Origin of the sequence: Streptomyces sp. NBC_00876, assembly GCF_045207435.1 — a bacterium.
Classification (GTDB): Bacteria; Actinomycetota; Actinomycetes; order Streptomycetales; family Streptomycetaceae; genus Streptomyces.
In genome coordinates, this window is the sequence record NZ_CP108800.1 from 7,136,045 (window position 1) to 7,148,652 (window position 12,608).

Here is a 12,608-nt window from a genome sequence, read left to right on the forward strand (position 1 = left end):
GGCTGGCCGGTCACGGCCGCTCCCGGTTGCGGCGCCGGCCGGCGGGCAGGGGGAGGGGTTCCACACCCGAGACCACGGTGTTGGTGAGTGTGCCGATACCTTCGACGGTCAGGCTGACGGTGTCACCGGGCTGCAACGGGGGTGGGGTCTGCTTGCCGCTCAGGCCCCAGAGTTCGGCGAGGCAGCCGCCGTTGCCGCAGGTTCCCGACCCGAGGACGTCGCCCGGTACGACGCGGGTGCCGCGGGACGCGTAGGCGGTCATCTCCTCGAAGGTCCAGCTCATGTTGGACAGCAGGTCCGTACCGACGGTCTCCCCGTTGATCCTGGCGGTGAGGGCCAGCCGCAGGAAACCTTCGGCGTCACGGTGGGGCTCCAGCTCGTCGGCGGTCACGAGGTAGGGGCCGAGGGTGGTGGCGGTGTCCTTGCCCTTGCACGGGCCGAGGCCGACCTTCATTTCGGCTGACTGCAGGTCGCGTGCGGACCAGTCGTTGAAGACGGTGTAGCCCACGATGTGGTCGCGGGCGCGTTCCGGTGTGAGGTCGCGGCCTTCGCGGCCGATGACGGCTCCCACTTCGAGTTCGAAGTCGAGAACTGCGGAGCCGGGCGGCACCGGGATCCCGTCCCGGGGTCCGTAGATCGCGTGCGGATTGGTGAAGTAGAAGGTCGGTGCCGCATACCACTCGTCGGGCACCCCGGCGACGCCGTCGATCGATCGGCGCACGCCTTCGACGTGCTCCTCAAAGGTGACGAAGTCGCGTACCGAGGTGGGCTGGAGCGGGGGGAGCAGCCGCACCTGGGACACATGGGGCCCGGCCGGCACATCGAGTGCCGCCGCGCCTGCGGCGAGCAGGCCGGGGAGCCCGTCGGTCTCCGCGAGCAGCGCGGTCAGAGACGTGACGCCGGGCAGGGGAAAGAGTGTGCCGTCCTCTTCCACGACGGCCACCCGGCAGCCGTGCTGATGTTGGTATGCGGCGAAACGCATGGTGCGGCTCCAGCGGAGTGTGGGTCAGGTGAGCAGGATGCGCATCGGGTCGGGTCGTGGCCCCGCTCCGATAGCTGGCCGCCCGCGCGGAGGTGCTGGCTGCGGTGGTCCGCTGCCGTCCGACAGCTGAGCGAGCGACGGTACGGGGTGACTGGGTGTGCCGGGTTCCTGGGGTGCGGCGGGTGCGGCGGGTGCGTCGGGCAGGGGCTGTGCCGCCGCGCCCCAGGTTCGCCCGATCAGACGGGCGGGGCGACGAACACGCCGCGGTCGGGGTCGTTGAACGACTCCTTGGCGACGATCTCGTTCATGGCGTTGGCGGTGCCCCACTGGTCGGTGACTTCGGGCTTGGAGAAGTCGTAGACGTGCGGGTGCCAGGTGTCCTCGTCGAGGTTCTCCAGCTCGGTGGTGTATTCGACGGTGTTGCCGTGCGGGTCGAGGAAGTACGTGAAGGTGTTGTCGCCCGCCATGTGGCGGCCGGGGCCCCAGATCTTCTTGAAGCCGGCTCGCATGACCCGGCCCGAGCCGCGCATGTACTCGTCGATGCCGCGCATCTCGAACGAGACATGGTGCAGGGCGGTGTGCGGTCCCTGGGCGATGGCCATCGAGTGGTGCTGGTTGCTGATGCGCATGAAGTGCATGACCTCGCCCATGTGCGGGGAGCTGAGCGTGTCGGAGAGGGCGAAGCCGAGGTGGCGCTCGTACCACTCCCGCGTGCGGTTCAGGTCGGGGGAGTTGAGGACGACGTGGGAGAGCTTGACCGGGATGGCCTCCTTCTCCTCGATCTTCCTGTGCTGGCGGACCTCGACGTCCGCGGAGACCTCGATGGTGCGGCCGTCGACGTCGAAGAAGCGGAAGCCGTACCCACCGCCCGGGGTGTCCACCTTCCCGGGCCGGCTGATCAGCTCCACGCCGCCGGCCAGCAGCCGCTCGGCGAGGGTGTCCACGTCGGCCGGGTTCGCGGCACCGTACGAGACGAGGTCGAGGCGCTTCTCCTCGGCCCTGCGCAGCCGTACGACGTACTGCTCGGGGGAGCCCTCGGCGGCCAGGAACGAGATCCCGGAGTCCTCGGCGACCTTGGTCAGGCCCCACACCCCGGCGTAGAAGTCGAGCTGCTTGTCGTAGTCGGGCACCGCGAGGTCGACGTGCCGAAGGTGGGTGAGCAGGCGTGCGTTCATGGTGTTCCTCCTCGTGAGGTCAGGCGAGTCGCAGTAGGGCGGCGGCGTTGCCGCCGCGTACCGCGTCGAAATCGGTCTCGGGCAGTCGTGCGGCGCGCAGCGCGCCGACCGGATCCTCGGATCCCATGTCGAAGGGGAAGTCCGAGCCGAGCAGGACCCGGTCCGCACCCGCGACCTCGATCAGTGAGCCCAGCACCCGCGGGTCGTGGACGAGGGAGTCGAAGTAGATCCGCCTGAGGTAGCTGCTGGGCAGGTGCGCGCACCCCGCGCCGGCGTCGGAGCGTGCCGACCAGGCGTGGTCGGACCGCCCGATGTGGGTGGGCAGGTAACCACCGCCGTGGGCGGCGATCAGTCTCAGGCCGGGGTGTCTGTCCAGGACCCCGGAGAAGATCAGGTGCGAGAGGGCCACGGCGTTCTCGGCGGGCTGGCCGACGGTGTTGGACAGGTACCACCGGTCCAGACGCTCGTCGAGCGTGCACCCGAAGGGATGCAGGAAGAGAATCGCACCCGTCTCCTGGGCCCGTGACCAGAAGGGCTCGTACGCCGGGTCGGACAGCTCGCGCCCCGGTGCGTGGCTGGAGATCTCCACACCGGCCAGCCCCTGGCCGAGGGCATGGTCGAGGGCGCGCACCATGAGATCAGGGTGCTGGAGAGGTACGAGTCCCAGCCCGCGCAGCCGGTCCGGAGCTTGGGCGCAGTGTGCGGCGGTGGCCTCGTTGGCGAGCCGGTAGACCTTCTCGGCCGTGTCGCGGTCCGCCCAGTAGTGGTAGTGAGAGGGGGAGGGGCTGACCAGTTGGACGTCGACACCCTGGGCGTCCATCGCCGTGAGGCGTGCGGTGACATCGGTCATCTTCGGGATGCGTGCGCGGACCATGGGGCCGCTGACGGCAAGGGCGTCGGGGCCGTTGCGTCGGGCGTCCAGCTCCTTGGCCTCGGCGTGCGCGGGCATACCGGCGACGAGCGCCTCGATTTCGGGGACCAGGACGTGGGCGTGGACGTCCACGGTCGGGGATGTCACGGCAGCTCCCGGAGCATCGTCATGGTGCGGCCCATCAGACCGGGCACGTCGGCGTCGCGGACTCCGTCGAGCTGCCACTGTCCGATCTGGACGGACGCCTCCACGACCGGACGGACGCGGGTGATGCGGCGCTCGTAGTACGCCTGGAGCAGTGCGTCGTCCCAGGTGCCGGCCTCGGTCAGCATCTGGGCGAGGACCCAGGCGTCCTCCAGGGACAGGGCGGCGCCCTGGGCGAGGGTGGGCGGGCAGCAGTGCGCGGCGTCGCCGATGAGCACGATGCGGCCGCGGTGCCAGGAGCCCTCGACGAGCATCCGGTCGAACCAGGTGTAGTTGACCTGCCCGGGATCCGTGATGGTCGCGGTGATCGCCGGCCAGAATCCGCCGTACGCGGAGGTCAGTCGGCGCATCTCGTCGGCGTAGGTCTCCGGCGGGATGGATGCCCGGTCGCGGTTGGCCTCGACGACGTATGCGTAGAGCGTGGTGTCGCTGGTGGGGCAGTAGCCGGCGATGTAGGCCGGGCCGCCGTAGGCGAGGTCGGTGCGGGTGAGACCAGCTGGGCGGGGGGCGGCGATACGCCAGATGGCCATGCCGGTCGGCTCCGGCTTCGCGGTGATGCCGATCGCGGCGCGGGTGGCGGAACCGAGGCCGTCGGCGGCGACCACCAGGCCGTAGCGGCCCTCGGAGCCGTCGCTGAAGCGCACGGTGACGCCGTCGTCGTCCTGGTCGAAGTCGGTGGCCTTGGCGCCCAGGCGTACGTGGGCTCCGCTCGCGCGCACCGCGTCGATGAGGATCTGCTGCAGCTGTGGGCGCTGCATGCCGACGGTGGCCGGCAGGTCGTCGCCTCCGCTGCGGATGTCGTCCTGGGCGTGCAGGACGGTGCCGTCGGGGGCGGTGATGCCCACCGAGCCGAAACCGTAGCCCGATGCCTGCACCTGCTCCCACACGCCCAGTTCACGCAGTACGCGCAGGGCGTTGCCCTGGAGGGTGATGCCGGAACCCGCGGTGGCGTTCCAGTCGTCCTTCGCTTCGATCAGGTCCACGTCGAGGCCGGCGCGGCGCAGCAGGACGGTGAGGGCGTTGCCGGCCGCGCCGCCGCCGATCACCAGGACCGTACGGTCGTTTCTCATGGGGAACTCCCTTGTTCCGCTCATTACTTGACGGCGATCGGGTTCACCGGGCTGCCGACCGCGCCCGTGATCGGCAGGGGGGCGGCGGTGAGCCAGAAGTCGTACACGCCGTCCGCCGCGCAGTCCTCGGCGAGCGCGTCCGGGTCCCACATCTCCCCGATGAGCAGGCCCATGTTGGGGATGGCGACCTGGTGCAACGGCTGGAAGGCGTTCTCGAACTCGTTGGGCCGCACCTCGAAGCCCCAGGTGTCGGTCGCGATCGCGGCGATCTCCGTGCTGTGCAGCCAGCCGGCCGCGGTGAAGGACAGGCCGGGAGCCGGTCCGCCGGCGTACTCGCCCCAGCCGTCGCGGCGGACCCGGGCCAGCTGTCCGGTGCGCACCAGGACGATGTCGCCGCGGCCTACGCTCACGCCCTGGGCGTCTGCCGTGGCCGTCAGGTGCTCTGCGGTGATCGGGAACCCGTCGGGCAGTTCGCCGTTCCCGCCGATGACCCGGCCGACGTCGAGGAGCACTCCGCGGCCTGCGACGTGCGGCGCCATGTGCTCGATGCCGGTGACCAGGTCGCCTTCGGAGGTGACGACCTTCTCCGCCGGGCGCCCGTTCCACGCCTTGCCGTGATCGAAGATGTGACCGAGCCCGTCCCACTGGGTGGAGCACTGCAGCGGCATCGCGATGACGTCGTCGGCGCCGCCGATGCCGTGCGGGAAGCCCTGCCCGGTGAGGACGGCGTCGGTTCCGGTGTCGAGCATCGTGTGCACGGGGTTGGTGCGGCGGCGCCAGCCCTTCTGCGGGCCGTCCATGTCGAAGCGCTGGGAGAGGGAGAAGCTGACACCCCGCCGGATCAGGGCGGCCCCCTCGCGACGCTTGGCCTCGTCGAGGAAGTTCAGAGTGCCGAGCACATCGTCCTCGCCCCAGCGGCCCCAGTTGCTGTACGCCTTGGCGGCCACGGCGATCGAGCCCTCGGGGTCAGTGCGGTCGAGGCTCACGAGGTCCCCTCCGCGACGCAACGGGTGCGCTGGACGCCGAGCCCGGTGACCGTGCCCTCCATGACGTCACCGTCACGCAGCAGCCGGCCCCAGTGCATGCCGTTTCCGGCCGGACTGCCCGTCAGCACCACGTCACCGGGAAGGAGCCGTGCACTCTGCGAGACGTAGGCCACCACCCGCGCGACGTTGAAGATCATGTCCTTGGTGGACTCGTCCTGCATCGTCTCGCCGTTCAGCTTCAGCGTGACCTGCAGGTCGTCCGGGTCGGCGACCGACGCGGCAGGCACGATCCAGGGGCCGAGCGGAGTGAAACCGGGGGCGTTCTTGCTGCGCAGCCAGTCCGTGCCGATCTGCGGCATGTCCCGGCGGAAGACCGTGGTGCGATCGGTGAGGTCGTTGGCGATGGTGTAGCCGGCGACGTGGTCCAGTGCCTCCTCGGCGGACAGCCGGTAGGCGGGCCGGCCGATGACGGCGGCCAACTCCAGCTCCCAGTCCGGCTTCTCGGCCCACGAGGGGAGCACTACGTCGTCGTACGGACCGGTGATCGCGCTCGGCAGCCCGATGAACACATACGGCAGGTCCTCGGCCGCCCGGCGGTCCATGATCTCCGCCGCCTCCGCGCGCCGCTCCTCCTCGGAACGGGCGTCGTTCGGGGCGCGGTGCGCGACGTGCAGGTCGATGACGTGCTGCCGGTAGTTCGCACCCGACTGGAAGACCTGGCGGGGCTCGACGGGGGCGTGCACCTGGTAGTCCGCCAGCGGCTTTCGCTGCTGTCCGCCGTCCTCGGCCAGTGCTTCCAGCCGGGGGAGGACGGCCTCCCAGTCCTCAAGGAGGCTCCGGATGGCCAACCGATCGTCGTCGAATGCGGCTCGCAGTTCGACCACCTGGGCGTCGGGTGTGACGAGTGCGGGGAACGCGGGTCCGTTCGGGGCCGAGAGCGTGGCGAGGGCGAACGGTCCGGCGAAGAGCGCGGACGCGGGTGCAGGTTTCACAGAGATGTCCTCCTGATGGCGATGTGACTAATCTGAACCTGCCACCGGCAATCATGGAAATCGATTCTATGGATCACAGTCATCCATTGTGTTTATTCGCGCTGGTCGGCGCCTTTTCGCAAAGGGAACGCCCGTGAACCTGTCCCGTCTGGACCTCAACCTCGTCGTCGCGCTGCGTGCTCTGCTGGAGGAGCGCAACGTCACGCGCGCCGGACAGCGCGTCGGGCTCAGCCAACCGGCCATGAGTGCCGCCCTGGCCCGACTGCGCCGCCACTTCGACGACGACTTGCTCGCCCGGGTCGGCGGCCACTACGAACTCACAGCGCTCGGGCAGGTTCTCCTCGACCGCACCGCGACCGCCTATGACGTGCTGGAGCGCCTGTTCGCCAGCCAGGCCGACTTCGACCCGGCGAGTGAGAGCCGCGAATTCAAGCTGATCGCCTCCGACTACGCCGTCGCCGTGTTCGGTACCGAGCTCGCCCGGGTCGTGCATGAGGAGGCTCCCGGCATCCGCCTGCGCTTCACCCAGCCCCCGACCACCATCGTCGATGACACGGCCACGCTACTGAGCACTACCGACGGCCTGCTCATGCCGCACGGAGTGGTCAGCGACTTCCCCGCCACCGACCTCTACCAGGACAGGTGGGTCTTCCTCGTCGCCGACGATCACCCGAGCGTGGAGGACCGGCTCACCCGCCAGGACCTGGCCCGGCTGCCGTGGGTCACCTATCAGCGCACCTACGACGCCCCGGCCGTACGGCAACTCGGCATGCTCGGCGTCGAACCGCGCGTGGAGGTCTCCGTCGACAGCTTCCAACTGCTGCCGCTGCTGGTTGCCGGCACCCGGCGCATCGCCCTGATCCAGGCCCGCCTCGCCCACCTGATGACGCCCCTCGCTGCCGTGCGGGTACTGGAACCGCCCTACGAAGCGGTGCCGCTGCGAGAGGCAATGTGGTGGCACCCCGTCCACACGCACGACGCCGCACACATCTGGCTACGCGAAACGGCGGCCCGGGTCGGCCGACGCATGGCCGACGGGCACGACACGCCGCAGCCGTCCTGACAGGTGGCGGGAGCGGACGACCTGGATCGGTGGTATCCGCCCAGTGGATCCGAGGCATCCGAAAATCGGATCGCGGCAGGGCTGGGCAGGCCACCCAGGGGGCCGCATAGTCGTGGCACATCCCTATGCCGTGCGCCGACGTCGTCGACCGACGGATCCCTTGCCACGCGCATCTCCCTTCCCGCCTCCCGCTCTGGAGTGCCGCCATGCCCGCTCCCGTCACCCCGCCCTCCGACGCCCACGACTTCCCGGATCCGCAGGGGAAACTACCTGCAGCTCTCCTCATGGCCGGCAGTTGCCTGCCTGTTCTGGGCGCGGTGCTGCTCGCACCGGTTCTGCCTCGCATGCAGGAGCACTTCGAAGGTGTCGCCGGCAGCGAGGCCCTGGTGCCCCTGGTGCTGACCGTTCCCGCGCTGTCGCTGGCCCTGCTGGCTCCCTTTGCCGGTGTCGTCGTCGACCGTCTCGGCCGCAAGCGCCTGCTGATCGTGGCGACGGTCCTGTACGCGTTGTTCGGCACAGTTCCGTTGTGGGTGGACTCGCTGTACGGCATTCTCGCCAGCCGCGTGCTGGTGGGTGTGGCCGAGGCGGCGATCATGACCGCTTGCACGACGCTGATCGGTGACTACTACACGGGGCGCGTCCGTGACCGCTACCTCGCGCTGCAGACCATGTGCGCCTCGGCATCCGCCACCGTCTTCTTCGTGCTCGGAGGGGCCCTTGGAGGAGCCGGCTGGCAGGCGCCGTTCTGGATGTACGGAATCGGACTGCTGCTCGCTCCCGCCATGGCTCGCGTACTGCCGGCACCACTGGCTTCATCAGCGATGGAGATCGGGCCGAACGCCCCCACTGCGGACACGCGGCCCTTTCCGATACGCCGTATGGCCGGCCTTTGCCTACTGACCGCATTCGGTGCTGTCGTCTTCTACACCGTGCCTGTGGAGATGTCCTTTCTCCTCGATGGCCTGGGCGTCGACTCCACCGGCGGCATCGGTGCCGTCACCGCGGTCGCGAGTGCGGCCACCGTCCTCGGCTCGGTGCTCTTCACCCGCCTCACCGGCCGGCCACGGCACCATTTGCCCATTGTCTTCCTGCTGTGTGCCGCTGGGTTCCTCCTGATGGCGATGAGCGACAGCCTTCCCCTGCTGATCGTCGGTGCCGTGGTGAACTGCGTGGGCACCGGCCTGCTGCTGCCGTCCCTCCTGACGCTGGCCATGTCCCGTCTCGATTTCGCCGACCGGGGACGCGGCACCGGGTTGTGGACCTCGGCGTTCTTCCTGGGCGAGTTTGCCTGCCCACTGATCCTCCTCGGAGGCAAGGAAGCTCTCGGAGACCTGAGCTCGGCCGTCGGAGCACTCGGTCTGGCCACCCTGCTTCTCGCGGGTGCGCCCCTTCTCCTCGCCCACCGGACGCCGGCCGCTGCCCCGCTGCACCATGTTCCCGAACAGCCCTGACCACCGAGGTCACCGCGCCGGCGCTGCCAAGGTGGACCGGCGCACGACCAGTTCCGGCTGCAGTACGACGTGTACATGTCCGTGAACGGCGTTGTGCGCCGTGTCCTCGATGAGCAGGCGGCCGGCCTGCCGCCCCATGGCGACGACCGGCCGCCGCACCGTGGTCAGCGGCACGACGGCGGACGCTGCGAAGTCGAGGTCCCCGTAGCCGACCAATGCGATGTCGTCAGGCACCCTCAGTCCGGCCTCGTACAGGGACTGCATCACTCCGAGAGCGAGCAGATCGTCGGCGCAGAACACGGCGGTCGGCAGGTCCGCCAGGCCGAGGATGCGCTGACCGGCGTCCTTGCCCGCGCCCACCGTCAGGGCTGGGCACGAGAGCTCATGCAGGGAGTCCGAGGCGAGCCCGGCCCGGCTGATGGCACGGCGTGCACCTGTGCGCCGGTCCCGTATCGGCGCGAACTCGTAGGGACCGCCGACGTGCACAACGGACCGGTGCCCTTGCCCGAGCAGGTGACGGACTGCCGCGTAACCCCCGGCGACATCATCGATTCCCACGGAGCACGCAGCCGGTTCGAGCGCGTATTGGTCGGCCATGACGAAGGGCAGCGCATGCCGACGCAACGCAGCCGCGGTTCGGACTGCTCCATCGCCCGAAACCAGCACGGCTCCGCGGATCCGGTGGGCGGCGATCAGGGCGAGGTGCCGACCGTCCTCCGCCGCCTCGCGGGCGCCGGTGCACACCATGACGCCGAGGTCGGCCTCGCGTGCGGCCTGCTCGACGCCGGCGGCCAGCGCCGTGAAATACGGATCCGCCCCGTTCAGCCCCAGGACGGCGATGACACGGGAGGCCAGACCGTCCACCTGCTGAGCGCCTTGGGCCCGTACGTATCCGATCGAGCCGATCACGTCGAGGACGCGCTTGCGGGTGGCCTCGGCGACGACCTCCGGGTGGTTGAGGACGTTCGAGACGGTGCCGAGCGACACACCGGCCTCGCGCGCAACGTCCTTGACACCCACCTTGCGACGCGCCCTGCCGCCTCGAGCCGTCCTTGTATCCAGCCCGTGTGCCGTTGTCCTGTTCACGAAAGGAATGGTTGTGGGCAGCTGGTGGGCCATCGTTCAAGGGCTCACTGGGGCTGCGGTGGTGCTGCGTTGCACGAGGCGTGGGGTCATCGTCGTCTGCATGGACCGGTCCCGCCTGCCTTCCACGCGCTCGATGAGCATGCGGGCGGCGGTGGCGCCCATGGTGTGTCCCGCCTGATCGACGCTGCTGAGCTGGACGGTGGCCAGGGCGGCGAGAGCGGTGTTGTTGTAGCCGACGAGCGAGAGGTCCTCGGGGATGCGCAGGCCGAGGTGGTGTGCCGCCCGGTAGATGCCCAGGGCTGCGACGTCGGCGCCGGCCATGACGGCGGTCGGCGGTCGTTCCATGGTCAGCAGGGTCATGCCGGCCTTGAACCCGCCCTCGTCGGAGTACGCGGCGTGGTGAACCCTCACGTGCTCGGTGAGGCCGTGCCGTTCCATGGCCGAGCGGTAGCCGCCCGCGAGGACGACCTCCGGTGTGCGTTTCCACTGATTGGCTCTGGTGCCGGGGGCCGCGACGAGGGCGATGTCCCGGTGTCCGAGTGCCACCAGATGGTCGACCACCAGGCCCGCGCCGGTGTCATCCGCGTCAACCACCGAGTCGTGGGTGTCGGTTGCGTCGTGGTGACCGATGACGACGGTCGGCGTGGCCGCCGCGGTTGCCAGTACCTCGGCGCGCGAGGTCCCCGGAGCGATGAGGATCAAGCCGTCCATCTGGCGGTCGACCATGGAACGGATGGTTTTCGCCTGTTCGTCCGGGTCGAATCCGGCCGCGCCGATCAGCACGGTGTACTCGCTGGTGCGGAGCTCCGCCTGGATGCCGTCGAGGATGTCCGCGAAGAAGGCGTTACGGACGTTGTCCAGGAGCACGCCGATCGTGTACGTCCGCCCCCGCATCCCGCGTGCCGCCGCCTGCGGCCGGTAGTCCAGTTCGGCGATGGCCGCCCGCACCTTCTCCTGCATGCCGGGGCTCACGCCGTAGGCGTTGCGCAGCACCTTGGAGACCGCGGCGACGGACACACCGGCGTGCCGGGCGACGTCGGTGATGGTCACGCGTTTGTTCTGCTTGGGTTCGGCCCCGCCCATCGCCAGTACTCCAGATTCCGTAGGTGCGAGTGTAACGGTCTACATAATGACCTCTGGATGACCGTAAGGCTACTGGTTCGAGCCTTGGTGTTACGGCTCTGTGTCTTGACGGATACCTGCGAGCGGTGCAAGGTGTTGCCCACTTCGTTGTGGAGAACGTTATACACAGCCTTCCGCGCGGTTGGACTCGCTTCCTTCCTCAGCGCCGCTCGCCGTGCCTCGCCCCTCTCTCAAAGACCTCCGGGAGTCTCCGTGTCCCTTCGCATGCCCCACGCCCGTCGTGCGCGTCTGAGCCTGTTCACGGCCGCCACCGCCTCACTGGCGCTGGTCACCACCGCCTGCGGCGGTAGCGGCTCCGGGGCCTCGGCCGCCCCCAAAGAGTTCAGCTACCTGAGCGTCACCGAGAACACCACCGTGAAGACCGCCCTGACCACCATGTCCAAGGGCGCGTGCAAGGCGGCGAACGACGCTCTGCCGCTGAAGGTGGAGACCGTGCCGCAGACAAGCCTCGATCAGAAGCTGCAACTGCTGGCCGGTCAGGACGCGCTGCCGGTGCAGTTCGCCGCAGGCAACGCCCCCGCGCTCACCCAGCAGTTGGCGAAGTCGGGCAAGGTGGCCGACCTGGAGAAGGAGCTCAAGTCACTCGGCGTTCTCGATCAACTGGAGCCGGCCGCCGTCTCCACCATCAAGGCGCTGTACGGCAACAAGCTGCAGGTGCTGCCGTACGAGTACAACATCGAGGGCATCTTCTACAACAAGAAGCTCTTCCAGGAGAACGCCATAGCCATTCCGGGAACCTGGGACGAGCTGGTGGCTGCCGCGGCGAAGCTGGACGCCAAGAACGTTCAGCCCTTCTCCGCCTCCGGCCAGCAAGGGTGGCCCATCACCCGCCTGCTGAGCACCTACCTCTACCGCAGCCTGGGGCCCGACGCCCTTCAGAAGGTGGCCGACGGCAAGGCGAAGCTGACCGACCCGGAGTACGTGAAGGCCGCCGAGGAGATCGCCGGCCTCGGCAAGAAGGGCTACTTCGGCAAGGGCGTCGGTTCCATCGACTACGACACCGCGATGAACCAGTTCCTCAACGGCAAGGCCGCCATGTTCTACATGGGCAACTGGGCACTGGCGAACATCTCGGACGAGAAGCAGAACAAGGTCGGCGCGGAGAACGTCGGCTTCATGCCCTTCCCCGCCGTGTCCGGCGGCAAGGGATCCATCGACCAGTACCCCTCCAACGTCGGCCTCGGCATCACCCTCGGTGCGAAGTCCTTCGACAAGAAGACCGGTGACTGGGTCTCCTGCATCGCCAAGAACTACGGCAGCACCGCGCTGAAGGACCACGGTTCGATCTCCGGTTTCAAGGTCAACACCGGGGTGATGGACGCCAACGACGTCACCACCCAGGTCCGCAAGACGATCAGCGAGTCGAAGCAGAACGTCCTGTGGTTCGAGGCCCTGTTCAGCACCAAGGCCACCACCGTCAGCCAGACCAACGCGGCCGGCCTGGTCACCGGGAGCATGAAGCCCGAGGCGTTCATGCGGACCGTCCAGGACGCGCTGACCGCCAAGTGACCCACCGGGGGCGGCCCACGCCTCCCCGCGCGGACCGCCCCCGGTTCCGTCCCGACGGTCTCTTCAACGGAAACGA

General features: G+C 69.1%; 11 protein-coding genes. 3 read left to right on the plus strand and 8 right to left on the minus strand.

Translation table 11 applies throughout. The features are described from left to right. Window positions 1-10: 10 nt before the first annotated feature. The 6 genes from OG782_RS31250 to OG782_RS31275 all read right to left on the minus strand — a co-directional run bounded on the left by OG782_RS31250 (window position 11) and on the right by OG782_RS31275 (window position 6,286). Window positions 11-982, minus strand: a complete 972-nt coding sequence (locus OG782_RS31250; protein ID WP_406456702.1) for a fumarylacetoacetate hydrolase family protein — start codon at window positions 980-982, stop codon at window positions 11-13. A gap of 236 nt (window positions 983-1,218) precedes the next feature. Continuing rightward, window positions 1,219-2,157: a VOC family protein gene (locus OG782_RS31255; protein WP_406456704.1), complete on the minus strand. Its 939-nt coding sequence runs from the start codon at window positions 2,155-2,157 to the stop codon at window positions 1,219-1,221. Window positions 2,158-2,176: 19 nt separating this feature from the next. After that, the gene (locus OG782_RS31260; RefSeq protein WP_406456706.1) at window positions 2,177-3,175 is read right to left on the minus strand and encodes an amidohydrolase family protein; all 999 of its coding nucleotides are present in this window, start codon (window positions 3,173-3,175) and stop codon (window positions 2,177-2,179) included. Continuing rightward, a complete protein-coding gene (locus tag OG782_RS31265) occupies window positions 3,172-4,302 on the minus strand; it encodes an FAD-dependent oxidoreductase (RefSeq protein WP_406456708.1) in 1,131 nt (376 codons plus the stop codon). Before OG782_RS31265 ends, OG782_RS31260 begins: the two co-directional genes overlap by 4 nt. 23 nt (window positions 4,303-4,325) lie before the next feature. After that, complete coding sequence (locus tag OG782_RS31270) at window positions 4,326-5,288, minus strand: cyclase family protein (RefSeq protein WP_406456710.1); 963 nt, start codon at window positions 5,286-5,288, stop codon at window positions 4,326-4,328. Continuing rightward, the gene (locus OG782_RS31275; RefSeq protein ID WP_406459370.1) at window positions 5,285-6,286 is read right to left on the minus strand and encodes a fumarylacetoacetate hydrolase family protein; all 1,002 of its coding nucleotides are present in this window, start codon (window positions 6,284-6,286) and stop codon (window positions 5,285-5,287) included. The genes OG782_RS31270 and OG782_RS31275 overlap by 4 nt, the downstream gene beginning before the upstream one ends. Window positions 6,287-6,413: 127 nt before the next feature. On the opposite strand from OG782_RS31275, the gene OG782_RS31280 reads away from it, so the two are divergent. Beyond that, window positions 6,414-7,343, plus strand: coding sequence for a LysR family transcriptional regulator (locus OG782_RS31280; RefSeq protein WP_406456712.1), 930 nt, complete (start codon window positions 6,414-6,416; stop codon window positions 7,341-7,343). A 206-nt stretch (window positions 7,344-7,549) separates the two neighbouring features. Then, entirely contained in the window at window positions 7,550-8,794 is a 1,245-nt protein-coding gene (locus OG782_RS31285) for an MFS transporter (RefSeq protein ID WP_406456714.1), read from the plus strand. Window positions 8,795-8,803: 9 nt separating this feature from the next. Here OG782_RS31285 and OG782_RS31290 read toward each other — a convergent pair whose 3' ends face one another. After that, window positions 8,804-9,814, minus strand: coding sequence for a LacI family DNA-binding transcriptional regulator (locus OG782_RS31290; protein WP_406456716.1), 1,011 nt, complete (start codon window positions 9,812-9,814; stop codon window positions 8,804-8,806). Between the two features lie 102 nt (window positions 9,815-9,916). Further along, entirely contained in the window at window positions 9,917-10,930 is a 1,014-nt protein-coding gene (locus OG782_RS31295) for a LacI family DNA-binding transcriptional regulator (RefSeq protein WP_406456718.1), read from the minus strand. Between the two features lie 285 nt (window positions 10,931-11,215). Here OG782_RS31295 and OG782_RS31300 point away from each other — a divergent pair, with 285 nt between their 5' ends. Further along, window positions 11,216-12,532, plus strand: a complete 1,317-nt coding sequence (locus OG782_RS31300) for an ABC transporter substrate-binding protein (protein ID WP_406456720.1) — start codon at window positions 11,216-11,218, stop codon at window positions 12,530-12,532. The last annotated feature ends 76 nt before the right edge of the window (window positions 12,533-12,608 follow it).